Annotated in this window: 16 protein-coding genes; 10 read left to right on the forward strand and 6 right to left on the reverse strand. The window is 73.0% G+C overall.

Annotated features, from left to right (window positions below):
* Nucleotides 1-18: 18 nt before the first annotated feature.
* The 4 genes from katG to OHS17_RS03955 form a co-directional block, all read right to left on the reverse strand.
* Complete coding sequence (katG, locus tag OHS17_RS03940; RefSeq protein ID WP_330311068.1) at nt 19-2,250, reverse strand: catalase/peroxidase HPI; 2,232 nt, start codon at nt 2,248-2,250, stop codon at nt 19-21.
* A gap of 229 nt (nt 2,251-2,479) precedes the next feature.
* On the reverse strand, nt 2,480-3,094 hold the full coding sequence (locus tag OHS17_RS03945) for a class I SAM-dependent methyltransferase (RefSeq protein ID WP_330311069.1): 615 nt from the start codon (nt 3,092-3,094) through the stop codon (nt 2,480-2,482).
* 26 nt (nt 3,095-3,120) lie between these two features.
* On the reverse strand, nt 3,121-5,343 hold the full coding sequence (locus OHS17_RS03950) for a serine/threonine-protein kinase (RefSeq protein WP_330311070.1): 2,223 nt from the start codon (nt 5,341-5,343) through the stop codon (nt 3,121-3,123).
* 167 nt (nt 5,344-5,510) lie between these two features.
* Nucleotides 5,511-6,731 carry a chitinase gene (locus OHS17_RS03955; protein ID WP_330311071.1) on the reverse strand — a complete coding sequence of 407 codons (1,221 nt, stop codon included), beginning with the start codon at nt 6,729-6,731 and terminating at the stop codon, nt 5,511-5,513.
* Between the two features lie 177 nt (nt 6,732-6,908).
* On the opposite strand from OHS17_RS03955, the gene OHS17_RS03960 reads away from it, so the two are divergent.
* Genes OHS17_RS03960 through OHS17_RS03970 form a run of 3 tightly spaced genes read left to right on the forward strand, consistent with a single transcriptional unit; the run spans nt 6,909 to nt 9,704 of the window.
* On the forward strand, nt 6,909-7,757 hold the full coding sequence (locus OHS17_RS03960; RefSeq protein WP_330311072.1) for a hypothetical protein: 849 nt from the start codon (nt 6,909-6,911) through the stop codon (nt 7,755-7,757).
* A 25-nt stretch (nt 7,758-7,782) separates the two neighbouring features.
* Nucleotides 7,783-9,015 (forward strand): fumarylacetoacetase, encoded by a 1,233-nt coding sequence (gene fahA, locus OHS17_RS03965; RefSeq protein WP_330311073.1) that lies wholly within the window; start codon nt 7,783-7,785, stop codon nt 9,013-9,015.
* Nucleotides 9,012-9,704 (forward strand): IclR family transcriptional regulator, encoded by a 693-nt coding sequence (locus tag OHS17_RS03970; protein WP_330311074.1) that lies wholly within the window; start codon nt 9,012-9,014, stop codon nt 9,702-9,704. Before fahA ends, OHS17_RS03970 begins: the two co-directional genes overlap by 4 nt.
* A 46-nt stretch (nt 9,705-9,750) precedes the next feature.
* Here the strand turns inward: OHS17_RS03970 and OHS17_RS03975 are convergent, their stop codons facing one another.
* Complete coding sequence (locus OHS17_RS03975; RefSeq protein WP_330311075.1) at nt 9,751-10,938, reverse strand: cellulose-binding domain-containing protein; 1,188 nt, start codon at nt 10,936-10,938, stop codon at nt 9,751-9,753.
* Nucleotides 10,939-11,298: 360 nt separating this feature from the next.
* On the opposite strand from OHS17_RS03975, the gene OHS17_RS03980 reads away from it, so the two are divergent.
* From OHS17_RS03980 to OHS17_RS04010, 7 genes are all read left to right on the forward strand, one after another.
* Nucleotides 11,299-12,285, forward strand: a complete 987-nt coding sequence (locus tag OHS17_RS03980) for a polysaccharide deacetylase family protein (protein WP_330311076.1) — start codon at nt 11,299-11,301, stop codon at nt 12,283-12,285.
* Nucleotides 12,286-12,427: 142 nt separating this feature from the next.
* Nucleotides 12,428-13,174 (forward strand): GntR family transcriptional regulator, encoded by a 747-nt coding sequence (locus tag OHS17_RS03985; protein ID WP_330311077.1) that lies wholly within the window; start codon nt 12,428-12,430, stop codon nt 13,172-13,174.
* A gap of 77 nt (nt 13,175-13,251) precedes the next feature.
* On the forward strand, nt 13,252-14,907 hold the full coding sequence (locus OHS17_RS03990) for a purine-cytosine permease family protein (RefSeq protein WP_330311078.1): 1,656 nt from the start codon (nt 13,252-13,254) through the stop codon (nt 14,905-14,907).
* Nucleotides 14,908-14,937: 30 nt separating this feature from the next.
* On the forward strand, nt 14,938-18,519 hold the full coding sequence (uca, locus tag OHS17_RS03995) for an urea carboxylase (RefSeq protein ID WP_330311079.1): 3,582 nt from the start codon (nt 14,938-14,940) through the stop codon (nt 18,517-18,519).
* Nucleotides 18,516-20,219, forward strand: coding sequence for an allophanate hydrolase (gene atzF / locus OHS17_RS04000; RefSeq protein ID WP_330311080.1), 1,704 nt, complete (start codon nt 18,516-18,518; stop codon nt 20,217-20,219). The genes uca and atzF overlap by 4 nt, the downstream gene beginning before the upstream one ends.
* Nucleotides 20,220-20,389: 170 nt before the next feature.
* Nucleotides 20,390-22,102, forward strand: coding sequence for a PP2C family protein-serine/threonine phosphatase (locus tag OHS17_RS04005; RefSeq protein ID WP_330311081.1), 1,713 nt, complete (start codon nt 20,390-20,392; stop codon nt 22,100-22,102).
* 75 nt (nt 22,103-22,177) lie between these two features.
* Nucleotides 22,178-23,686, forward strand: a complete 1,509-nt coding sequence (locus OHS17_RS04010; protein WP_330311082.1) for a DUF4246 domain-containing protein — start codon at nt 22,178-22,180, stop codon at nt 23,684-23,686.
* A 65-nt stretch (nt 23,687-23,751) separates the two neighbouring features.
* Here OHS17_RS04010 and OHS17_RS04015 read toward each other — a convergent pair whose 3' ends face one another.
* The gene (locus OHS17_RS04015; RefSeq protein WP_330311083.1) at nt 23,752-24,585 is read right to left on the reverse strand and encodes a PIG-L family deacetylase; all 834 of its coding nucleotides are present in this window, start codon (nt 24,583-24,585) and stop codon (nt 23,752-23,754) included.
* Nucleotides 24,586-24,693: the final 108 nt, after the last annotated feature.

Below are 24,693 nucleotides of genomic sequence, written 5' to 3' on the forward strand. Positions count from 1 at the left end.
CCGGCCCTTCCGGTGTCGTCAGACGAGGTCGAACCGGTCCAGGTTCATGACCTTGTCCCAGGCGGCGACGAAGTCGCGCACGAACTTCTCCTTGGCGTCGTCGCTCGCGTAGACCTCGGCGACGGCGCGCAGTTCGGAGTTCGAGCCGAAGACCAGGTCGGCGCGGGTGCCGGTCCAGCGGACCTCACCGGTGACGGCGTCGCGGCCCTCGAAGGCGCTCTGGTCGTCGGCCGTGGACTTCCACGTCGTGCCCATGTCGAGCAGGTTGACGAAGAAGTCGTTGGTCAGCGTGCCGGGCGCGTCGGTGAGCACACCGTGCGCGGTCTGCTGGTGGTTGGCGCCCAGGACGCGCAGACCGCCGACGAGGACCGTCATCTCGGGCGCGCTCAGGTTGAGCAGGTTCGCCCGGTCCAGCAGCAGGTACTCGGCGGGGAGCCGGCTGCCCTTGCCGAGGTAGTTGCGGAAGCCGTCGGCGACGGGCTCCAGCTCCACGAAGGACTCGACGTCGGTCTGGTCCTGCGAGGCGTCGACCCGGCCCGGGGTGAACGGGACCTCGATGTCCGTACCGGCGTCCTTGGCCGCCTTCTCGACGCCCGCGGCGCCCGCGAGGACGATCAGGTCGGCCAGCGAGACCTGCTTGCCGCCCTGCTGCTCCGCGTTGAAGGACTCCTGGACGGACTGGAGGGTGCGCAGGACGCCCGCGAGGCGGTCCGGGTCGTTGACCTCCCAGCCGCTCTGCGGTTCGAGGCGGATGCGCGCGCCGTTGGCGCCGCCGCGCTTGTCGCTGCCCCGGAAGGACGAGGCGGAGGCCCAGGCGGTGGAGACCAGCTCGGAGACGGACAGGCCGGAGGCGAGGACCTTCTCCTTGAGCGCCGCGATGTCGGCGGCGTCGATCAGGTCGTACGTGCGCTCGGGCAGCGGGTCCTGCCAGAGCAGCGTCTCCTGCGGGACCTCGGGGCCGAGGTAGCGGACGACGGGGCCCATGTCGCGGTGGGTCAGCTTGTACCAGGCGCGGGCGAACGCGTCGGCGAACTCCTGCGGGTTCTCGTGGAAGCGCCGCGAGATCTGCTCGTACGCCGGGTCGAAGCGCAGCGAGAGGTCGGTGGTGAGCATGGTCGGGGCGTGGCTCTTCGACGGGTCGTGCGCGTCGGGCACGGTGCCCGCGCCGCCGCCGTCCTTCGGCCGCCACTGGTGGGCGCCCGCGGGGCTCTTGAAGAGCTCCCACTCGTAGCCGAAGAGGATGTTGAAGAAGCTGTTGTCCCAGGTGGTGGGGGTGTCCGTCCAGATGCCTTCGAGGCCGCTGGTGATGGCGTCGCCGCCCTTGCCGGTGCCGTACGAGTTCTCCCAGCCGAAGCCCTGGCGCTCCATCGGGGCGGCCTCGGCGTCGGGGCCGACGCTCTCGGACGGGCCGGCGCCGTGCGTCTTGCCGAAGGTGTGGCCGCCGGCGATCAGGGCGACGGTCTCCTCGTCGTTCATCGCCATGCGGCGGAACGTCTCGCGGATGTCGCGGGCGGCGGCGATCGGGTCCGGGTTGCCGTTGGGGCCCTCCGGGTTGACGTAGATGAGGCCCATCTGCACGGCGCCGAGCGGTTCCTCCAGCTCGCGGTCGCCGGTGTAGCGCTCGTCGCCGAGCCAGTCGGTCTCCGGGCCCCAGTACACGTCCTCGTCGGGCTCCCAGACGTCCGCGCGCCCACCGCCGAAGCCGAAGGTCTCGAAGCCCATGGTCTCCAGGGCGACGTTCCCGGTGAGGACGAGGAGGTCGGCCCAGGAGATGTTCTGGCCGTACTTCTTCTTGACCGGCCACAGCAGGCGCCGCGCCTTGTCGAGGCTCACGTTGTCCGGCCAGCTGTTGAGCGGGGCGAAGCGCTGCTGGCCCGAGCCCGCGCCGCCGCGGCCGTCACTGATGCGGTACGTGCCCGCGCTGTGCCAGGCCATCCGGATCATGAGGGGGCCGTAGTTGCCGAAGTCTGCGGGCCACCAGTCCTGCGAGGTGGTCAGCACCTCGGCGATGTCCCGCTTGACGGCGGGAAGGTCCAGGGCGTTGAAGGCCGCGGCGTAGTCGAAGTCCTCGCCGAGCGGGTTGGCCACGGCGGGGTTCTTGGCGAGAATCCGCACGTTGAGCCGCTCCGGCCACCACTGGCGGTTGCCGCCGCCCTGGGTGGGGTGCGGCGCGCGACCGTGCGCGACGGGGCAGCCGCCGGCCTCCTCCGACTTGGGGTCGGTGACGATCGCTTCGTGGTTCTCAGTCATGGAATTCCTTCCGGACGGGGCGGATCTCGGTGCTCTGAGAATGTGGGGGGCTGGCCTGACCGGTCTCGCCCGGAGGGCGTCCTGCCCTGGCTTCGGCCGGAACCGATCCTACGATGGACCTAGTCCAAGTCAATACGAACACGCGATGGAACGGATCAACGCCGATGACGGACCCGGCGCGGGTGCGGGTCGCGAAGGCCCTGTGTACGACGCCGGAACCCCTGTCCGGTCAGCCGTCCCCCCGCCGGTGCACGCTCACCGCGTAGCCGCCGCCCTCATACGGGGCCGCGTCCCAGGTGGCGAAGCGGTCGACGGGGGTGAGCCCGGCGGCGGCGCAGTGGGCGTCGTACTCCGCGAGGGTGAGGCCGGGTGGTACGGGGAGGTGGGCCGCGTCCAGGCCGAACCCGGCGACCAGCAGACCGCCCGGGCGCAGCGCTCCGGCGAGGCGGGCGACGACGGTGGCCTCGGTGCCGGGGGCGACCAGCGCCATCACGTTGCCCGCGGCGACGACGAGGTCGAACCCCGGTTCGATGGAGAGCGCGTCCGGGTCGAACGCGGCCAGGTCCGCTCGGTACCAGGGCAGCCCGGGCGCCTGCTCGCGCGCGACAGCCAGCATCGAGGCGTCGACGTCCACTCCGGTGCAGTCGTACCCGAGCTCCGCGAGCCGGATCGCGACCCGGCCGGTGCCGCAGCCGGCGTCCAGCACCCGCGCCCCGGCGGGCACCAGCGCGGCGCAGAACCGCGCCTCGCCGTGCATGTCCTTGCCGCTGCGGGCCAGGGCCGCGAAGCGGGCGGCGTAGTCCTCGCCCGAGGTGTCTCCGGTCAGTTCGCTCCAGCGGTTCATGCGGGCCACTGTAGACGCGGCCCTGGTCAGCCCGACTTCGGCGGCCGTCCGGCGTCGAACGCGAAGACGGTGTTCCGGGCGGCGGCCACGATCACCACGCGTCCGGCGACGGTCACGCGGGGGCTCTCGCCCGCCTGGCCGGTCAGGCCGTCGGCCCTCGGGTCCGTCGCCCACAGCACCGTGCCGTCGGACGGGGAGAGGGCGACGACACGGCCGGTGGCGGAGCTGAAGAGCAGGGCGCCGTCCCCGGCCACGGGGCCCGACGCGCCCTCCACGCTGGTCTGCCGGGACCACTTCTTCCGGCCGGTTGCGGGGTCGAAGGCGGTGACGCGGCCGGTCTGCCCGCTGATGTACACGGTGGAGCCCGCCATGCCGGGCGTGCCCTCGTACGTGGTGTCCAGCGGGCTGTTCGTGACCTTTCCGGAGACCGGGTCGACCCGGGTCACCGCGTCGTAGCCGGTGAGGGCCGTGCCCTCGGTGTGCTCGCGGAGCAGGACGAGCCGGCCGCCGGCGGCGCCCACGGGCACGCCGGGCCCGTCCAGCGCGATGGCCCGGCCCCAGGTCCCCTTGGCCGGGTCCACCGTGTGGACGACCGGGCGGCGGACCGCATCGCCCCGGATCTCCGCGTGCGTCACGCACATGGCGAGGAGCGCGTCACCCGCCAGGACGGGGGCGCACCGGGAGCCTCCGGGGAAGGACGCGGTCCAGATCAGCTCGCCGCTGTGCGCGTCCCGGGCCTCGAAGGCGTCGTCGGAGGCGTTGACGGTGATCACGGTGGAGCCGGTCACCACGGCGTCCTGGGTCCGGCCCGTGACGGCGGTCGACTGGGCGCCGGAGACCGTGGACCACAGCTCCTTGCCGCTGTCGGCGTCGACGGCCACCACCTCGTCGCCCCGCGCCTCGGGGTCGTCCTGGGCGGCGAAACGGTAACCGATCACGGTGTCGTCGGTGGCGCCCACCAGGTGCATGCCCTGGACGGGGACGCCGGGGCTCTTCACCGTCCAGGCGCGCGAGCCGTCCCGGACGTCGATCCGGGTGGCGACGACGCCGCCGCCCCCGCAGAACGCCGCCTCGCCGCGCGCGACGCACCGCAGCTCGTCCGGGATGTCCTCCTGGCCGCCGGGCACGGTCACGCGCCAGGGCCTGAAGCCGCCCGGCAGGGTACCGGCGGGCTCGGCGACCGTGCGGGCCTTGGGGTCGTCCGGATCCTCGCCGAGGCCGCCCGCCTTGAGGACTGCCACTCCCCCGCCGATCGCGGCCACGGCGACCGCCGCCGCGAGCACGGGCCGCCAGCGGCCGCGCAGTCCGCGGCCGCCGGGCGAGCCGGTCCGCTCCGGGGCGGGGGCGCCCGGCGCCTCGGTGTCGCGCGTGGCCAGGTGGTGCTGGGTGGCCATGTCCCGGGTGCGGCCGGGGGCGCGCCCGGCCGCCGCCGCGCCGCCGAGGTCGGCGGGCAGGTCCCGTAGCAGCTCCAACAGCTCGTCGGCGGAGGGCCGGCCCTCGGGGTCCTTGCCCAGGCACGGTTCCACGACGGTGCGCAGCCGCCCCGGCACGGCGTCCAGCGAGGGTTCCTCGTGCACCACCTGGTAGGCCGTGAGGTAGGGGCTGTCCGCGTCGAAGGGGCCGTGGCCCGTGGCCGCGTACACCAGGAGGGTGGCCAGGGAGAAGACGTCGGAGCGCGGTCCGACGCCGCGCGGCGCCTGGAGCTGTTCCGGCGACATGAAGGGCGGGGTGCCGATCACGCGTCCGGTCATCGTCAGGGTCTGCTGGTCGGCGGCGCGCGAGATGCCGAAGTCGATGACGCGCGGCCCTTCGGGGGACAGCACGACGTTCGACGGCTTCAGGTCGCGGTGGACGACCCCGACGCGGTGGATGTCGCGCAGCGCCTCGGCGAGCCCGATGGCCAGGTTGCGCAGTCCGGCCCCGTTCAGCGGGCCCTCGGCGGCGATGCGCTCGGCGAGGGTGGGGCCCTCGATGTAGGTGGTCGCCATCCAGGGCTGTTCGGCCTCGGGCGCGGCGTCCACCACGGCGGCGGTGAAGGCGCCGCTGACCCGGCGCGCCGCCGCGACCTCCTGGCGGAAGCGGATGCGGAATTCGGTGTCTCCGGCGAACTGCTGGTGGATCAGTTTGATCGCGACGGGCCGGCCGGAGCTCGTACGGGCCAGGAAGACCGTGCCCATGCCCCCTGATCCGAGCCTCGCCTCCAGCGGATAACCGCCGATCTCGGCTGGATCGCCTGCGCGCAGCGACACTCTTCCCGACCTCTCGTCCCCGTGCACCTCTGCCGTCACGGACCCCGTCTGTGCTGGACACAAACTAGTCGCAGGGTGGTGGGGCGGGACAACGCGGGTGACACGTGCAGGCGGGTGCGTGACGGGCCGCCCCGGCCGGGACCGGGGCGGCCGTTCGGGTCGGCGGGTCAGCAGGTGCCGAGGTCCTGCCAGACTCCCCATTCACCGGTGGAGCCGGGCGTCTCGTTCTGGGTCCACCACTTGGCCTTCCAGGTGTGTCCCCCGTACGAGACCGTGTCACCGCCGTTGTAGACGGCTGCGGCGCTCCACGCGGTGGCGGTGCAGCTGCCGGTCGGGGGCGGCGTGGTCGGCGGGGTGGTGGTGGGCGGGGTGACGCCCGCGAACTTCACCGAGTACTTCGCGAAGTCCCAGTCCGCCTGCGCCACGCTGCTGCACGTGCCGGAGGTCTTGCCGTTGTTGTCGGGCGGGGTGCACTGGCGGTCGCGGTTGAGGGACCAGAAGGTGAAGCGGTCCATGTGGTGGCCGGTGGCGAAGTCCAGGACGGTCTGGAAGTCGGCCTGGGTGAAGTACTCGCCGGTGTCGCTGCGGCCGTTCATGCCGGAGAAGCCCTCGTGGGCGTACGCGGTGGCCTCGTCCCAGCCGAAGGTGGACCGCAGGATCGCGTTGAAGTTCGTCAGGGCGCTGGTCTGGGCGGCGGCCCCGTTGAAGCCGCCGTCGAACGGCATGATGGAGAAGTTGTTCGGCGTGAAGCCCTGCGCCTTGGCCTCATTGAGCATCTGCTTGCCGAACCAGCCGGTGCCGTCGGCGGTGCCCGCCGTGGTGACGGAGACGTAGAGGCCGGGGTTGTTCTGCTGGAGGATCTTGGCGGCGCCGATCTCGCGGGCGATGGCGGCCGTGTTCTCGTACTCCGGTTCCTCCAGGTCGAAGTCGATGGCCTTCAGCTGGTACTTGGTGATGACCTGCTGGTACGCGGCGGCGGTGGAGGCCGCGTCGGAACAGGTCTGGCCGAGCTTCGTCCCGCCGTAGCCGCCGATGGACACCGACACGTCGCCGCCCTTGGCGCGGATCGCGCTGATGACGGAGGCGACCGCGGTGTCCGAGGAGACCGGCGACGTACCGTCCCAGGTGGGGCTGCATCCGCCGCCGTTGGGGGCCAGGATGAAGGCGAGCTGGAACGCCTTGAGGCCGGAGGCGTCCATGATGGCGCCCGCGTCCGGCGGATTGTTGTCGTGCGGCATCAGATAGGGCGCAGCGGCGTACCAGCGGTTGGAGAGCGCGGTGGCGTCGGCGGACGCACCCGATGCCTGCTGCACGGCGAAGGCCGCGAGTCCTGCGGTGGCCAGGGCGGCGGTGGCCACGCCGGAGAGCAGAGCGCGAAGACGTCTCATGGAGGCTCCTGTCGGGAGAAGGTGCCGCCAAGAATCGGAGGATGACGCATTCACGTCAATGAGTTGGCCTAGACCATTGCGCATTCTTGAAGATCCCGCCGCGCGCCCGCGAGGCGTGTGACCGATATCGGAACACCTTCCGTCCGTATTACGGGTCGCTCAGCTAGGGTGTCGCGCGTGTCCTTCCCTCTCGCCTTCCGTCATCTCGTGGACGACGCCGCGGTCTTCCCGCCCGGCCTGGCTCCGCTGCCGCGCGCCGTGACCGAGCACGCCGGGCACCTCGCGTCCGGCCACGCCGGGCTCGTCGGCCCGTTCGTGATCGGCGCCGACCGGCTCGCCGAACTGGCCGGACTGGCCGAGCCCCGACTCTTCCCCGGCGGCCTGCGGGTGAGCGTGGTGGCCGGGCCCGCCGCGCTCCGGTCAGCGCTGGCCGTCTTCGCGGGGACCGACCGGCTCGTACCGGCGGCCGTCGAGTTCAAGCCGGACCCCGCCCTGCCCCTCGGGCCCCAGATCGAGGAGCTGGCCGCACTCGGCTTCCCCGGCACGGTGTACGTGGAGGTGCCGCGCCCCGGTACGCGGACCTGGGAGCAGGCGCTCGCCCTGGTGGTACGCCACGGCTTCCGGCTGAAGTTCCGCACCGGCGGGACCGAGGCGGCGGCGTTCCCGGACGAGGACGAGGTGGCGGCGTGGATCCACGGGGCCGTGGCCGCCGGGGCCGCCTTCAAGTGCACGGCCGGGCTGCACCACGCGGTCCGGCACACCGCCGCCGCCACCGGCTTCGAGCACCACGGCTACCTCAACGTGCTCCTGGCGGCGGCCCGGGCCCGCGCCGGAGCGCCCCTGTCCGGGATCCGCGCGGCCCTCGCCGAGCGTGATCCGGAGGCGCTGGCCCGGGCCGTGACCGCGCTTCCGGCCGCCGAGGCCGCCGCCGCGCGGGAGGCGTTCGTCTCGTACGGGTCGTGCAGCGTGCTCGAACCGCTGGAGGACCTGACCGCTCTGGGCCTGCTCGGCCCCGCCACCACCTGACCACCCGTCACCGAAGGGCCCTCGCATGACCACCCACCCCGCCACCTGGGCCGAGGACGCGGCCGGAAGCGCGTACGACGTCGACAACCTCCCGTACGCCGTGTTCTCGACCGCGGACGGCGCCCCGCGCGTCGGCGTCCGCATCGGTGACCACGTCCTGGACCTGGGCGCCGCCGCCACCGCGCTCCGTCCCGACTGGGCGCCGCTGCTCGACGCGCCCGCGCTCAACCCGCTGATGGCCGCGGGCGCGACGGTGTGGGCGGAGGTCCGAGCCTGGGCCACCGCACTGCTCACCGACACCGCTTACCGCGACCGCGTCCGCCTGGTGCCGCTGGCCGACATCACGCTGCACCTGCCGTTCGAGGTCGGGGACTACGTCGACTACTACGCGTCCGTGGACCACGCCACGAACGTCGGGCGGATCTTCCGGCCCGACGGGGACGCCCTGATGCCCAACTGGCGCCATCTGCCGGTCGCGTACCACGGCCGCGCGGGCTCCATCGTCGTCTCGGGCACCCCCGTGCACCGCCCCGCCGGACAGCGCAAGGCCCCCGCCGACCCGGCGCCCAGCTTCGGTCCTTCGCTGCGCCTGGACATCGAGGCCGAACTCGGCTTCGTCGTCGGCCGAACCGTCCCGCTCGGGCAGCGCGTCGCGACCTCCGAGTTCACCGAGACAGTGTTCGGCGTGACCGGCGTCAACGACTGGTCCTCGCGCGACATCCAGGCGTGGGAGTACGTCCCGCTGGGCCCCAACCTCGGCAAGTCCTTCGCCACCAGCATCAGCGCCTGGGTCACCCCGCTCGCCGCGCTGGAGCACGCCCGCACGGAACTGCCCGGCCAGGAACCCGCCGTACTGCCGTACCTGCGCGAGGCGGGCCCGTCGGGCTACGACATCGACGTGGAGGTCGAGGTCAACGGCACGGTGGTGGCGCGCCCGCCGTACGCGTCCATGTACTGGTCGCCCGCGCAGATGCTGGCCCACCTCACGGTCAACGGCGCCTCGCTGCGGGTCGGCGACTTCTACGCGTCGGGCACCATCTCGGGGCCCGGAAAGCACCAGCGCGGCTCGTTCCTCGAACTGTCCTGGGGCGGCAAGGAGACCTGGACGGCGGGCGGCAAGGAACGCACCTTCCTCCAGGACGGCGACGAGGTCGTCCTGCGCTACTCGGCGCCGGCCGCGCGGGGGCGCATCGGCCTGGGCGAGGTCCGTGGCAGGATCCTCCCCACCATCCGGCCGATCCCCGAAGAGGTGGAATGACACCGCCGAACGACTCCGAGAGCGGCGGCTCGCAGACCCTGGAGCGCGGACTCGCCCTCCTGGTCGAACTGAGCCGCCACCCGGAGGGCCTGACGACCAGTCAGGTGTCGGCCGCGACGGGGTTCCACCGCTCCATCGCGCACCGCCTGCTCGTCTCGCTCCACCGGACGGGGTTCGCCGCGCGCGACGACGGCGGCCGCTACACCGTGGGCTCGGCCGTGACCGGGCTCCTCGGCGGCACTGGCCCCAGCCTGCGGACCGTCGCCGAGCCGGTCCTGCACCGCCTCGCCCGCCGCCTGGACGCCACCGCGAGCCTGGTCGAGGCCGTCGGCACCGCCGCCGTCACCACGGTGGTGGCCGAACCGCCGACGGACGGCCCCCTGTTCTGGTACCGCAAGGGCAGCCGCGACCCCCTGGACCACGGCTCCGGCGGTCTCGCCGCACTGGCCTCCGGCCCCCCGCGCACCGCCGAACCGCCCCGCGTCCAGGCGATCCGCGAGACCGGCTACGTCATCACCCACAGCGAGGTCAACATCGGCGCCCACGGCATCGCGGCCCCGCTGCCGGGCTGGCCGGTCCGGGCCGCGATCAACGTGGTCACCTCCGACCCCGAACTCGCCGACCGGGCCGTCCCGCACGTCCTGGAGGCCGCCGCCGCGATCGGCACGCTGGGCGACCACCTGGGGTGAACGGCGTACCGGCCGTGGTGAACGCGGCCGGTACGCCGTTCACCTGTCAGCAGCCGATCGGCGCGGAGCCGACGGCCACGTCGTCGAACCACAGGGTGTCGTCGCCCACCCCGTAGCTCTCCCAGCCCAGCCGCAGGGCGGTGGGCCGGGGCGGGGTGGTCCGCGAGAGCCACTGGTCGTCCACGTCACGCGTGGGGACGCCGTCGGCGTGCAGACCGGGCACCTGCTCGTCGCCCAGCCAGGTGTCGAGCCCCGGGGCCGAGGTGTCGACCGCGAACCGCAGGCACTGCCAACTGCCCGTCGGCAGCGGCCTGCTCAGCCCCACCCCGGTCGGGCTCTGCGCCGGGAGCGTCGCGTCGTCGGTCTCCCGGTTCCACTGCAGCGCCCCGTTCTGCCCGCCGATCCGCAGGGCCTTGCCGCCCTGGGAGCTGTCGGGCATGGACACGAAGGCGACGTGCGCCGCCGGGAGCGCGGTGGTGTGCCGCACCCACATGCGCACGTACAGCACGGGACCCACGGCCGAGAGGTCCGCGGTGGAGGCCACGAAGGCGTGGTTGCAGTACCCCGCCTTCCCGTCCAGCCGCAGCGACCGGGTGCCGCTGTGCGCGGTCTCCGTGTCCACGGCGGCCGTCCCGGTGCCCTGGCAGTCCGGCGCGGTGAACTGCCAGTTCCCGGCGGGGGCCGGACCGGCCTGGTCCTCGAAGTCGTCGCAGACGACCGCGTCACCGCACTCGGCGGACGGCGGCGTGGTGGGCGGCGGAGTCGTGGGGGGCGGCGTGGTCGGGGGCGTGGTGGCGTCGCCGCCGCACGAGACTCCGTTGAGGGCGAAGTCGGTGGGCGCGGGCCCGCCCGACTGCGAGGTCCCCTGCACACCGAAGGAGACGGTGCCGCCCTCGGCCACCGCGCCGTTCCAGGCCGTGCTGACGGCGGTCACGGCGTGCCCGGTCTGCGTGACGGTGCCGTTCCAGCCGGAGGTGACCTGCTGGTCCCCTTCGTACGTCCAGGTGAGCCGCCAGTCGCTGAGCGCCGGGCCCTCGTTGGTGACGCGCACGTCGGCGGTGAAGCCGCCGGTCCACTCGTTGGCCGTGTAGTCGACCTGGCACCCGGGTGCGGACTCCGCCGCCGCGGCCGGTCCCCCGGCGGGCATGGCGACGAACAGCGACAGGGCCAGCGCCACGACGGAGCCGGCCGCCGTCCAGGGTCTGCGCGGTAAGCGGCGGGGGTGGATGGTCATGTGCGCCTCCTCGGGGCGTGGGGAAATATGTGGGAGCGCTCCCATGTATGACAGCGAGTTGACGGCGCACTGTCAATACGGTGGACGGGCGGAGCCTCCCGAGATCCCGAAACTTTCGCCGTACGACCCCCTGCCGGAACGCGCTCACAGAGCCAACCACCTCCTTCACCTCTCGACGCATGTCACCTCACCCACGTTGACGTGCGCCGTTGCCGCCCCACCCCGTTGCCACACCAGCCCGACGCTTTCGAAACTCTTGCCGAAACTATTGACAGTCGCTCAAGCGGCCCAAAAACTCCGTGCTCAGGCCCGGCCGTGCCGCCCGTGCGGCCGGAACTCCCCTCACCTGGAGGACAGTTCATGCGTCTCCGCTTCCACCGCCGCCCGGCCGCCCTGGCGGCGGGCCTCGCGCTCACCGCGGCGGGTTCCCTGGGTCTGACCGCCACGGCCGCCGCCCCGGCCCAGGCCGCCGCCTGCACCGGCTATGTGGGCCTGACCTTTGACGACGGCCCGTCCAACGACCACACCCCCGCCCTGCTCAACGCCCTCAGGCAGAACGGTCTGCGGGCCACCATGTTCAACGAGGGCCAGTTCGCCGCCTCGTACCCCGCGCAGGTGAAGGCCCAGGTCGACGCGGGCATGTGGGTCGGCAACCACAGCTACACCCACCCCCACCTCACTCAGCAGAGCCAGGCGCAGATCGACTCGGAGCTCTCCCGGACCCAGCAGGCCATCGCGGCCGCGGGCGGCGGCACACCGAAGCTCTTCCGGCCGCCGTACGGGGAGACCAACGCCACGCTCAAGGCCGTCGAGGCCAAGTACGGGCTCACGGAGGTGATCTGGGACGTCGACTCGCAGGACTGGAACGGGGCGAGCACCGACGCGATCGTCCAGGCCGTATCACGCCTCTCCAGCGGCCAGGTCATCCTGATGCACGAGTGGCCCGCCAACACCCTGGCCGCCATCCCGCGCATCGCGCAGTCGCTCGCCTCCCGGGGCCTGTGCTCGGGCATGATCTCGCCGCAGACCGGGCGGGCCGTCGCCCCCGACGGCAGCAGCGGCGGAGGCGGCGGCAACACCGGCGGCTGCACGGCGACCCTGTCCGCGGGCCAGAGCTGGGGCGACCGCTACAACCTCAACGTCGCGGTCTCCGGCTCCAGCAACTGGACCGTGACCATGAACGTCCCGTCCCCGGCGAAGGTCCTCTCCACCTGGAACATCAGCGCCGGTTACCCCAGCGCCCAGGTGCTGACCGCCAAGCCCAACGGCAGCGGCAACAACTTCGGCGTCACCATCCAGTCCAACGGCAACTGGACCTGGCCGACGGTCTCCTGCGCGACGGGCTGACCAACCGCCCCCGTGGTGAAGCGCCCCGCGCCCGTGTGCGGGGCGCTTCGTCATGTCCCCGGACCGGCGTGAGCTACCGGAAACCAGTCGTTCACCGCGCCGTGGACTCCGGTGAAACAACCGGTTCCTAGCGTCTCCGCCCATGGATGCGACGCTGGATACGACGCTGGATACACCCCCGGACACAGCGCGGGACGCGGACGCGGAGCCCGCGCCCTCGCTCCGCGAGACGGTGTACGGGCAGCTGCGGGCGGCCGTGCTCGACGGCGAGTTCGGGCCGCGCGAGCGACTGGCCGAGACCCGGCTCGCCGCACGCTTCCGCGTCTCACGGACCCCGGTGCGCGAAGCCCTGGCGCGCCTGCTCGCGGACGGCCTGATCGAGCGCGGGGACGGCGGCTTCTTCGTCACGATCCCCAATCTGGCCCAGCTGCGCGACCTCTACGAACTCCGGGTGACGCTGGAGCTGCGCGGCATCGCCCGGGCGATCGACGACCCGTCCGTACGGCATGATCCGGCCGTCCTCAAGGGCGAGCTGGACCGCTGGTACGCCATGCGCGAGCGGCCCCCGGACCCCGATCCCCGCTTCGTCGTCCAGGACGAGCGCTTCCATGCCGAGCTCTCCCGCGCCTCCGGGAACCCCGCCCTGACGGATGCCCTGGTGGCCGTCGGCGAGCGCATCCGCCGGGTCCGGATGTACGACTTCCTCACCCCGGACCGGGTCGGAACGACCATCACCGAGCACATCGCGATCATGGAGGCCGTCCTCGACGGGCGCCTCGCCGACGGCCACCGCGCCCTGCACGCCCATGTCGGCGACTCCATGGCCGTCGTCCTCGAACGGGCCCAGCGCGCCATGACGCAGATGGCCCTGCACTCCGACCGCCTCTGAAACCCCGGCGGCCGACGACGCCCGCCGCGTCCTCAGCACGGCCTTCCCTCCGTACACCGCTCCCCGAAGGGCTGCCCATGAGTACGACCGAGTCACGTGCGACGTCCACACCACCGCCCGCCGCCGAGAGCAGGGCGACGAGCGAAACGCTGGAGGACTACACCCTCCGCTTCGCGCCCCGCAGTTATCGCCGCTGGACCCCCGCGGTCGTGGCCACCACCGCCCTGGGCGGCATCGCCTACATGGCCGACTTCTCGATCGGCGCGGGCATCGGCCTGGCCCACGGCACCGGAAACGCGCTCCTGGCCATCGCGGTGGCCGCCGTCGTCATCTTCGTCACCGGCTTCCCGCTGGCCTACTACGGCGCCCGGTACAACCTCGACCTGGACCTGATCACCCGGGGCTCCGGCTTCGGGTACTACGGCTCGGTCCTGACCGGAGTCATCTTCGCCAGCTTCACCTTCATCTTCTTCGCCCTAGAGGGCTCGATCATGGCGCAGGGCCTGGAACTGGGACTCGGACTGCCGCTCTGGCTCGGCTATCTCGTCTCGACGCTGATGGTCATTCCGCTGGTGATCTACGGGATGTCGGCGCTCAGCAAGCTCCAGGTGTGGACGACGCCCATCTGGCTGCTGCTCATGGTCGGCCCGCTGGTCTATCTGGTCGCCACCGACCCCGGCACGGTCGACCGGTTCCTCTCGTACGCCGGAACGGACGGCAAGGGCGGCATCGACACCGCGGCCGTGCTCCTCGGTGCCGGGGTGTGCCTCTCGCTCATCGCGCAGATCGGCGAGCAGATCGACTACCTGCGCTTCATGCCGCCGAGGACCGAGGCCAACAAGCGCACCTGGTGGACCGCCGTGGTCATGGCCGGACCCGGCTGGGTGGTGCTCGGCGCGCTCAAGCAGGCCATCGGTGTGTTCCTCGCCGTGTACATCATCGCGAAGGTCGGGGCCGACGCCGCGCCCGAGCCGATCCAGCAGTTCCGGGGCGCCTTCGACGCGATGCTGCCGTCCTGGCTGGTCGTCCCGCTCGCCGTGGTCCTGGTGGTCATCAGCCAGATCAAGATCAACGTCACCAACGCCTACTCCGGCTCGCTCGCCTGGACCAACTCCTTCACCCGGGTCACGAAGCACTACCCCGGACGCCTGGTCTTCGTCCTGGTCAACCTCGGCTTCGCGCTCGCGCTGATGGAGGCCGACATGTTCAGCTTCCTCAACGACATCCTCGGCTTCTACTCCAACTGCGCCATCGCCTGGATCGTCACCGTCGCCACCGACATCGGCGTCAACAAGTACCTGCTGCGCCTCTCGCCGCTCCGGCCGGAGTTCCGCCGGGGCATGCTGTACGCCGTCAATCCCGTCGGCGTGGTGGCCTTCACCGCCGCCTCCGGCCTGTCGATCGCGATGTACTTCCACGCCCTGGGCGACACCCTCCAGCCGTACTCGCCGGTCGCCGCCGCCGTCATCGCCTTCGTGCTGACGCCCCTGGTCGCGTACGTCACCAAGGGCCGCTACTACCTGCGCCGCACCGACGACGGCCTGGACGAGCCGATGCTCGACGCGGACGGCAACCCCAGCGCGGTGACGTACGACTGCCACGTCTGCCGGCAGTCGTTCGAACGCCCCGACGTCGCCGCCTGCGCCACCCACGAAGCGGTCGTCTGCTCGCTCTGCCTGAGCACCGACGGCGTGGGTGACCACGTGCTGCCCGCACAGCCGCCCCTTGCCTGAACCCCGGCCCCGTACCCAGGAGTTGCCGTCATGTTCGACACCCTGCTCATCGCCAACCGCGGCGAGATCGCCTGCCGGGTCATCCGCAGCGCCGAAGCCCTCGGCCTGCGTACGGTGGCCGTGTACTCCGACGCCGACCGCACCGCCCCGCACGTCCGCCTCGCCGACGAGGCGGTGCGCCTCGGCCCCGCCCCCGCCGCCGAGAGCTATCTGCGGGCGGACGCGGTCCTGGAGGCCGCCCTCGCCACCGGGGCCGGGGCGATCCACCCCGGCTACGGCTTCCTGTCCGAGAACACGGCGTTCGCCGCCTCCGTGGAGAAGGCGGGCCTCGCGTTCGTCGGCCCCACGCCCGCCCAGCTGGAGGTGTTCGGCGCCAAGCACACCGCACGGGCCGCGGCGCTCGCGGCGGGCGTCCCCCTGCTGCCCGGCAGCGGGCTCCTCGCCGACGAGGAGGAGGCCCTGAGCGCGGCGGAGCGGACCGGCTACCCGGTGATGCTCAAGGCGACCGGCGGCGGAGGCGGCATCGGCATGCAGGCGTGTGCCGGACCCGAGGAGCTGCGCGACGCCTTCGCCCGGGTCTCGCGGCTGGCCCGGGGCAGCTTCGCCGACGGCGGGGTCTTCCTGGAGCGTTACGTGGAGCGCGCCCGCCACGTCGAGGTGCAGGTCTTCGGGGACGGCGCCGGGTCCGTCGTGGTGCTCGGCGACCGCGACTGCTCCCTCCAGCGCCGCAACCAGAAGGTGCTGGAGGAGGCCCCGGCGCCGGACCTGCCGCCGCACCTGCGCTCCGTACTCCACGCCGCCGCCCGGGAGTTGTGCGCCTCGGTGGACTACCGCTCGGCCGGGACGGTGGAATTCGTGTACGACCCGGTGCGCGAGGAGGCGTACTTCCTGGAGGTCAACACCCGCCTCCAGGTGGAGCATCCGGTGACCGAGGAGATCCACGGCATCGACCTGGTCGCCTGGATGCTGCGGCTGGCACGCGGCGAGAGCGGCTTCCTGACGGAACCGTCCGCCCGGGGCCACGCGGTCGAGGCGCGGATCTACGCCGAGGACCCGGCCCGGGACCACCGGCCCAGCTCCGGCCTGCTGACCCGGGTCTCCTTCCCCGACGGCGTACGGGTGGACGGCTGGGCGGAGACCGGACAGCACGTCTCCACGGCGTACGACCCGATGCTCGCCAAGGTCGTCGCGACGGGCGACACCCGTGCCGAGGCGTTCGCCCGGCTGGCCGAGGCCCTGGACGGCACGGTGGTGGACGGGGTGGAGACCAACCTCGGGCTGCTGCGCGCCGCCTGCCGCGAACCGGTCGTGCTCGACGCCCGGCACACCACGGCGACCCTGGCCGGTCTGCGCGATCCGCGCCCCCGGATCGAGGTGGAGCGCGGCGGTGCCCAGACCACGGTGCAGGACTGGCCGGGGCGCACCGGCTACTGGGAGGTCGGCATCCCGCCCGGCGGCCCGATGGACGACCTCTCCTTCCGCCTCGGCAACCGGGCCGTCGGCAACCCGGAGGGCGCCCCCGGCCTGGAGTGCACGCTGGAGGGGCCCGCGCTGCGCTTCTCCGCCCCGGCCACCGTCTGCGTCACCGGCGCCCCCGCCACGGTCACGGTCGACGGGCGCCCCGCGCCCCTGTGGGAGCCGGTCGAGCTCGCCGCCGGGCAGCTGCTCGACGTCGGCACCGCCCAGGGCCCGGGGATGCGCACCTACGTCCTGGTGCGCGGCGGTCTCGACGTCCCCGCCTACCTGGGCAGCGCGGCCACCTTCACCCTGGGCGGTTTCGGCGGCCATGCCGGGCGCGCCCTGCGCACCGGTGACGTGCTGCGGCCCGCCCGGCCCGGCACCGATGCCCCGGCGCCCGCCCCCGTGCCGGCCGCCTCGCGTCCGCACTTCGCCGCGCACTGGCGCATCGCGGTCAGCGAAGGCCCGCACGCCGCACCGGACTTCCTCACCCGGGAGGGCATCGGAACGGTGTACGGGACGCACTGGAAGGTCTCGGCGCAGTCGGCGCGCACCGGGGTGCGTCTCGTCGGGCCCCGTCCCGAGTGGGCCCGTCCGGACGGGGGTGAGGCGGGGCTGCATCCGTCCAACGTGCACGACACCGCGTACTCGGTCGGCGCGGTCAACCTCACCGGCGACACCCCGGCCATCCTCGGCCCCGACGGGCCGAGCCTGGGCGGTTTCGCCTGCCCGGTCACCGTGGTGCGCGGTGAGCGGTGGAAGACGGGGCAGCTCCGGCCGGGCGACACCGTCCAGTTCGTCCCGGTCACCGAGCAGACGGCCGACGCCCTGCGGCGGACCCCGGCGCTCCTCACGCTGCCGGCCCCCGGCGGCCCGGACGGCGACGACGGGGTGCTCGGCCGCCGCCCCGCCGACGACACCGCGCCCGAGGTCACGTACCGGCGGGGCGCCGATGACAACATCCTCGTCGAGTACGGCCCGATGTCCCTCGACCTGGGCCTGCGGATGCGCGTCCACGCCCTCGCCGAGCACATACGGGCGCTCGCGCCGCGCGGTCTGGTCGACGCCACTCCGGGCGTACGTTCGCTGCATCTGCACACCGATCCGGACGTGCTGCCGCTGCGCAGTCTGCTCGGTCTGCTCCGGGAGGCCGAGGACCAGCTGCCCGCCACCGCCGATCTGCGGGTGCCCAGCCGGGAGGTGCACCTTCCGCTGTCCTGGGACGACCCGACCGTGGACGAGGCCATCGACCGCTATGCCGCCTCGGTCCGCGGGGACGCGCCCTGGAATCCGTCCAACATCGAGTTCATCCGCCGGATCAACGGCCTGGGCAGCGTGGAGGACGTACGCCGTACGGTCTTCGACGCCCGCTATCTCGTCCTCGGCCTCGGCGACGTCTATCTCGGGGCCCCCGCCGCCACCCCGCTCGACCCGCGCCACCGCCTGGTGACCACCAAGTACAACCCGGCGCGCACCTGGACGGCGGAGGCAGGTGTGGGCATCGGGGGCTCGTACCTGTGCGTCTACGGGATGGAGAGCCCCGGCGGCTATCAGCTCATCGGCCGGACCGTCCCGGTGTGGGGCGGTCTGCGCCCGCCCCGCTCCTTCGCCGACGGCACGCCGTGGCTGCTGCGGTTCTTCGACCGGATCGTCTGGCACCCGGTCGGCCCGGACGAACTCCTGGACATCCGGGGCGACCTGGCCTCCGGGCGTACCGCCCTCGACATCCGCCCGGGCGTCTTCTCGCTCGCCGAGCACGAGGCGTTCCTCCGGAAGAACGCGGCGGACATCGCCGCCTTCCGCGACCGCCAGTCCGCCGCCTTCGAGACCGAGCGGCGGGCGTGGGAGGCGGCGGGCGAGTTCGCCCCGCGCGCCGAACCGGAGCCGGCCGCCGAGCATGCCGTCCCGCTCACCCTGCCGCCCGGCTCGGGCCTGGTCGAGGCCCCGCTGAGCTCCACCGTGTGGAAGGTGGAAGCCGTGCCCGGCACGCGAGTTGAGCCGGGACAGGCACTTCTGGTCCTGGAAGCCATGAAGATGGAGGTCGTGGTGCGCGCCCCCGCGCACGGCGTCGTCACCGACGTCCTCGTCACCCCCGGACAGCAGATCGACGCCGGCACACCGCTGGCCGTCGTCGCACGAGAGGAAGCAGCGTGACCCAGAGCTGTGCCGCACGCGTCACCACCGCCTACCACCGCATCGCCGAGACCGACCGGCCGGAGGTGTGGATCCTCCTGCGCCCTGAGGAGGAGGTCCTGGCGGAGGCCACCGCCCTGGACGCCCGGCTGGCCGCCGGGGAGACGCTGCCGCTGGCGGGCGTCCTGCTCGCGGTGAAGGACAACATCGACGTGGCGGACCTGCCCACGACGGGCGGCTGCCCCGCCTTCGCGTACCACCCGGACTCCTCCGCGACGGCCGTGCGGCGGCTGCTGGACGCGGGCGCGCTCCTGCTGGGCAAGACGAGCCTGGACCAGTTCGCCACCGGCCTGGTCGGGACGCGGAGCCCGCACGGTCCCGTGCGCAACGCGCTCCACCCCGAGAAGATCTCCGGCGGATCCAGTTCCGGTTCGGCGGTCGCCGTGGCCCTCGGCCTCGTGGACATCGCGCTCGGCACCGACACGGCGGGCTCCGGTCGCGTCCCCGCCGCCCTGAACGGCATCGTCGGCATCAAGCCCACGCTGGGGGTCGCGCCCACCACCGGGGTGCTGCCCGCCGCCCGGCCCTACGACGCGGTCACGGTGTTCGCCCGCACCCTCACCGAGGCCCAGACGGCCATGGGCATCATGACGGGCCCGGACAAGGGCGACCCGCGCGGCCGGGTCTGGCCCGACGACGTCCGCCTCTCCGCCCCGCCCCGGCCCCGGGTCGCGGTCCCCCGGGACGAGGACCTCGCCCCGCTGTCGCCCGGAGGGCGCGCCGCGTTCGCCGCGGCCGTCAAGCAGTTGGAGGCCGCCGGCGTCACGACCGCCGTGGTGGACGTGTCACCGCTGCTGGCGGCGGCCCGGCTGCTCTACGACGGGGCGCTGGTCGCCGAACGCTACGCGGCCGTCGGCGAGTTCGTCGCGGACCACCGGTCGGCGGTGGACCCCACGGTCGCCAGGATCATTCTCGCCGCCGGCAGACTGCCCGCCCATGCGCTGGCCGCCGACCAGGAACGGCTGGACCGCTACCGGGTGCACGCGTACTCCCTCCTGTCGGACTACGACGCGCTGCTGCTGCCGACGACGACCGGGCACCCGGACATCGCCGAGGTGCTGGCCGATCCGGTGGGGCTCAACTCCCGGATGGGCACGTACACCAACTTCGTGAACCTCCTGGACATGGCGGCCGTCGCGGTCCCGGCCGGGGAGGCCGACGGCAGCCCGTTCGGCGTCAGCGTCATCACCCGTGCCTTCGAGGACCAGCCGGCCATCGACATCGCCGCCCTCTTCACCGGGGAGCAGGCACCGCACCCCCTGCCGGACGGGGGCATCGGCCTCGCCGTGTTCGGCGCCCACCTGACCGGGCAGCCGCTCAACCACCAGCTCACCGACACCGGGGCCCGGTACGCCGGTGAGGTGACCACCGCCGCGTCCTACCGGCTCACGGCGCTCCGGACGACCCCGCCCAAGCCGGGCCTGGTCCGCGTGGGTCCGGAAGCCGGTGCGGCGATCGCGGGCGAGCGCTGGCTCCTCTCGCCCGGCGCCCTCGGGCGCTTCCTGGCGGCGCTGCCCGCGCCCATGTCGCTGGGCCGCGTCGAACTCGATGACGGCAGCTGGGTCCTCGGCTTCCAGTGCGACCCGCACGCGGCGGCGGACGGCACCGACATCACGGAGCACGGGGGCTGGCGCGCCTACCTGGAGGCGACGAGCGCCTGAGGGCCGCGGGGGTCGTAGCGGACAAGGCTCTCGCGGACCGGGCGGCCGCTCGGCGTCGCCCCTCCGGCGGACCGGGCGGCCGCCACCCGGCGTACACCGAGTGGCGCCCCCGGTGCCCCGCCCCGATGCTGTTGCGGCGCCGCCCGTACTCCCGCACCGAGAGGCCCGACATGCCCGTGGACGAACCCCCTCCCGCGGGCAGCACGCGCGCACGTCTGGAACTCCAGGCGATCCGGGCGCTGCTGGACGCCCAGCGGCGGCGCGTCACCCGGTACGCCGAGCGGTACGAGGCCCCCGCGCCCGAGACCGTGCCCCGGGCCCCGCAGGCCGCCACTCCCCCGCCCTCCGGTCAGGACGTGCTCGACGCCCTCCCGGTGGCGGCCCTGCTGCTGACCCCGGTGTTCGGCGAGGGCGGCGAGGTCCGGGACGTCGTCCTCCTCGCCCGCAACGCCACGGCCCGCGCCGACGCGGCCTCCCGGTTCCCCGGCGAGGCCCTCCCCCCGTTCACCGGACCGGTGTCGCTGTTCGAGCGGGTCCCGTCGCTGGCCGCCACGGCGATCCCGCGCATGCTGGCGGACGCGCACCACCAGGGCGCACCGCAGCAGAGCGACACGGTGGAATGGCTGGTGAACACGCGCACGGGGCCGGTGCGGGTCAGCGCGGAGGTCCGGATCGCGCCCTGCGGCGACCACTTCCTGCTCACCTGGGAACCGGGCGGCAGGCTCCGCATGGCCGCCGCGGCCCAGCAGCTGGTGCGCACGTGCTGGGCGGAGTGGAATCTCGCCGACGACGGCATCCAGCCGTCCCGGGGGTTCCGCCAGGTGCTGGGCCTGGCGGAGAACGTCCCGGTGCCCAGCCTCTCCGACCTGGCCGCGGCCACCACTCCGGACTGCCTGACCACCCTGTACCAGGCGTTGTACGACGTCCTCCTGCGCAAGCGCGTCACCCGGTGCGAGCTGCGCTTCCGCGGCAGCGAACGCATCTTCCGCATGGTCGCCGAGCCCGTGCGCATCGCGCCCGGCGGGCTGGTGTGGGCCCTGCGGGCGGTCCTGACCGACGTCACCACGGACCGGCGCAGGCGGGAGGCGACACGGCGGGCCGAGCGCCACGCGCGCCGCGAGCACGAGCGGGCCGACGCGGTGGCGGAGATCGCCGGTGTCCTGCGTGACGCGGTGCTGCCGCACTTCCAGGACGAGCTGGACGTCTACGGCCTGGAGGCGGCGGCCGTCTACCGCCCCGACGCGCCCGGGGCCGGGGTCGGCGGCGACTGGTACAAGGCCCGCGGCCTGCCCGACGGGCGGCTGCTGCTCGCGCTGGGCGATGCCCGGGGCCACGGCCTGGAGGCGGTCACCCTGATGGCCAAACTCCGTTACGCGCTCGCGGGGCTCGCGTACACCTCGGAGTCCGTGGAACTGCTGACGCAGTGGCTCAACGAGGTGGCCTGCGCGGACGCCAGGGAGTCCACCGCCACCGCGATCATCGCCCGCTACCACCCGGAGCGCACCCTGCTCCGCTGGACCTGCGCCGGGCATCCGCGCCCGGTGCTGCTGCGGGACGGCCGCGCCGCTCAGCTGCCGGCGCCCGCCGGAGGGCCCGGGCTCACCCTGGGCGTGCTGCCGGGGACGGCGTACAACGCCACCGAGACGAAGCTGGAGATCGGCGACATCGTCCTGCTGTACTCGGACGGGCTGACCGAACGCCGTCCGGCCGACCCCGACCAGGACACCCTCCGCTTCCTCGGCGCGGCCGAGAGCTGCTTCCGGGAGTCCGCGCCGGGCCCCGGCCACGCCGGGCTCCAGGACTACGTCGAACGGCTCGTGGCCCGCCTGGACGGCCCCCACTGCACCGACGACGCGACGCTCCTGGCCCTGCGGCGGCCCTGACCGGTGCCGGGGGCGGTGTCAGTGGGCTCCCGTAGTCTTCGGTCCCTCACCCACCGCCTGGAAGGACCAAGAGAGTTGACTGGCCTGTCCGCGTTTCCGCTGCCGTTCCACACCTCCCGCGACGACGGGTCCACGCAACCCCGCACCCTGCGTGAACTGGAGATGATCGCGTGCAGCGCGCACCTTCGGACGAAGCCAGGGTGGTCCGAGAAGATGCACGACACCGCCATAGCCGCCAAGTGGACGCGGGAGGCGATCGACCAGGGCCTCACCGAGGCGCAGGTGCGCCATGTGCTGGCCGAGCTCGCGCACTACGCGGAGCTGCGGGACGCCCGTACCGGCATCGAGGTCGCCGCCGTCGACGGGGTCTGGCAGTCGGACACGCTGATCGACGCGGAACTGCGGTCGCGGCTGCGTGAGGCGGTCCGGGTGCTGGAGGATGTTCCCGAGGAGGGGAAGGACTGGCACCCCGGGTCGGACGGCCAGGTGCTGGACCTGGTGCATCCCTCGCTGTTCTGCCTGGTACGGGACGTGAGCGGCGGCCCGGAGCGGGCTTGGGAGAACCCGGCGAACCAGTACGCGAAGTACGAGTTCTCGGACCGGTTCCAGTGGCTGCCCACGGATGTCGAGGTCAGCGCGGACGGCGAGGCCGTCTTCCGTTCGTACGTGAACAACGTCCACCCCGAGGACCACCGGGAGCTGGCCGCCGTCCTGCCGGAGCTGTTCGGCCGGATGCTCCCGCTGCTTGAGAACGTGCTCACCGATCTGCGCCATCCCCGGCCCCCGCGGATCAAGGCCAACCCGTACGGCTGGTACGACTCGGAGCCGGAGCACCCGGAAGAGGACGACTTCAGCGACAAGGACGCGTACGAGGAGGCGCTGGAGGCGTACGAGGCGGCGGTGGACGACTGGTACCAGAACCGTCGCCCGGTCGTTCCGGACGCCCCCGAATTCACCGCGCCCGAGCCGGTCGACGCCTCCGACCGGGTTGTCCTGCGCGGTCGCCGGCTCCAGGTCATCGCGAAGCTGGCGACCATCCACCTGACGCCGGAGAAGCCCGAGTACGCCGGGGGATCCTGGCACGTCGAGGGGATGCTGAACGAGCGGATCGTGTCGACCGGCATCTACTACTGGGACAGCGAGAACATCACGGACAGCCGGCTGAGCTTCCGTACCGCGCTCTACGAGCCGGACTACGAGCAGAACGACAACAATGGCGTGAGCGACGTGTACGGCCTGGAGGACGACGACCCGCTGAACCAGGTGCTGGGCTCGGCCCCGACCCCGGCCGGGCGCTGCCTGGCCTTCCCCAACGTCCTTCAGCACCAGGTCGGTTCGTTCCGTCTCGCGGACCCGAGCCGCGCCGGGCACCGGAAGATCCTGGCGTTCTTCCTGGTGGACCCGTCGGAGACGATCGTCTCGACCTCCGACGTCCCGCCGCAGCAGCCCTGGGCCGACACCTCGACCATGACTCTGGAGGAGGCGAAGGCGTACCGCGAAGAGCTCATGCGGGAGCGCAAGTTCTTCGTGAACGAGCACAACGAGCAGCTGTTCGAGCGGGAGTTCTCCCTCTGCGAGCACTGAGTACGCCCTCCGGCTCGCACCCGGTCAGGGTGTGAGCCGGAGGAACACGGCCGGACGGCCGGGGGTCAGCGCAGTCCGGCGAAGAGGTCGTTCTCGGGGACGGGGGCGTCGGTGGTGTCCCGGACTCGGACGAAGGGTTCCACGCCCATCATCTCGCCGAACCGCTCCTTGCCCATCTTGAGGAAGAAGATGTTCTCGCCCTGGCTGGCGTGCGCGGCCAGGGAGTCGAACTTCTGGCCGCTGAACGCGGTGGTGTCGACCCAGGTGGTGATCTCGTCGTCGGGCAGACCGACCTCCGCCATCGCGGCGGTCTCTTCCGGGTCGGGCTCCGGCAGGTCCTCGCCGAACTCGCGCATCATCTCGCCGAAGCGCTGCATCATCGAGCGCGGGGCCGTCGTCCAGTAGACCTTCGGCGTGAGCCCGGTCAGCTCCAGGGCGGCCATCGTGATGCGGTTGGCCTGGATGTGGTCGGGGTGGCCGTAGAAGCCGTTCTCGTCGTAGGTGACGACCACATCGGGCCGGTAGTGGAGCATCAGCTCGGCGAGCCGGGCGGCCCCCTCCTCCACGGGCGTCCCCCAGAAGGAGCCGGGGGCGTCATTCGCCGGCCAGCCCATCATCCCGGAGTCGGCGTAGTCGAGCGTCTCCAGATCGCTGACCTTCAGGACCTCGCAACTGGCTTCCAGCTCCCGGCGGCGCATCACGGCGACGGCCGCCGGGTCGTGCCCGGGATCCCCCGGCTTCACCCCGCCCGGCCCGTCACCGCAACCGCCGTCGGTACAGGTCACCAGCACCGTCCGGATGCCTTCCGCCGCATACCGGGCGAGCACGCCCCCGGTCCCGGTGGCCTCGTCGTCGGGGTGGGCGTGCACTGCCATGAGGGTCAGCGGCCGGTCAGTCATCACACAGTCCTCCAGCGGAAACAAGCATGCGGTACGGGGGCGCGGCTGACGCGCCGCGCCCCCGGTCATGCAACCGCCCGGACCGGACCCGATGTTCCCCGCGGGGCC

Source organism: Streptomyces sp. NBC_00523 (assembly GCF_036346615.1).
Taxonomy (GTDB): Bacteria; Actinomycetota; Actinomycetes; order Streptomycetales; family Streptomycetaceae; genus Streptomyces.

Excerpts from the sequence above, each read along its gene's own strand:
- katG (WP_330311068.1), bottom strand. The coding sequence starts at position 2,250 with ATGACTGAGAACCACGAAGCGATCGTCACCGACCCCAAGTCGGAGGAG.
- OHS17_RS03945 (WP_330311069.1), bottom strand. The coding sequence starts at position 3,094 with ATGAACCGCTGGAGCGAACTGACCGGAGACACCTCGGGCGAGGACTAC.
- OHS17_RS03955 (WP_330311071.1), bottom strand. The coding sequence starts at position 6,731 with ATGAGACGTCTTCGCGCTCTGCTCTCCGGCGTGGCCACCGCCGCCCTG.
- fahA (WP_330311073.1), top strand. The coding sequence starts at position 7,783 with ATGACCACCCACCCCGCCACCTGGGCCGAGGACGCGGCCGGAAGCGCG.
- OHS17_RS03970 (WP_330311074.1), top strand. The coding sequence starts at position 9,012 with ATGACACCGCCGAACGACTCCGAGAGCGGCGGCTCGCAGACCCTGGAG.
- OHS17_RS03975 (WP_330311075.1), bottom strand. The coding sequence starts at position 10,938 with ATGACCATCCACCCCCGCCGCTTACCGCGCAGACCCTGGACGGCGGCC.
- OHS17_RS03980 (WP_330311076.1), top strand. The coding sequence starts at position 11,299 with ATGCGTCTCCGCTTCCACCGCCGCCCGGCCGCCCTGGCGGCGGGCCTC.
- OHS17_RS03985 (WP_330311077.1), top strand. The coding sequence starts at position 12,428 with ATGGATGCGACGCTGGATACGACGCTGGATACACCCCCGGACACAGCG.
- OHS17_RS03990 (WP_330311078.1), top strand. The coding sequence starts at position 13,252 with ATGAGTACGACCGAGTCACGTGCGACGTCCACACCACCGCCCGCCGCC.
- uca (WP_330311079.1), top strand. The coding sequence starts at position 14,938 with ATGTTCGACACCCTGCTCATCGCCAACCGCGGCGAGATCGCCTGCCGG.
- OHS17_RS04005 (WP_330311081.1), top strand. The coding sequence starts at position 20,390 with ATGCCCGTGGACGAACCCCCTCCCGCGGGCAGCACGCGCGCACGTCTG.
- OHS17_RS04015 (WP_330311083.1), bottom strand. The coding sequence starts at position 24,585 with ATGACTGACCGGCCGCTGACCCTCATGGCAGTGCACGCCCACCCCGAC.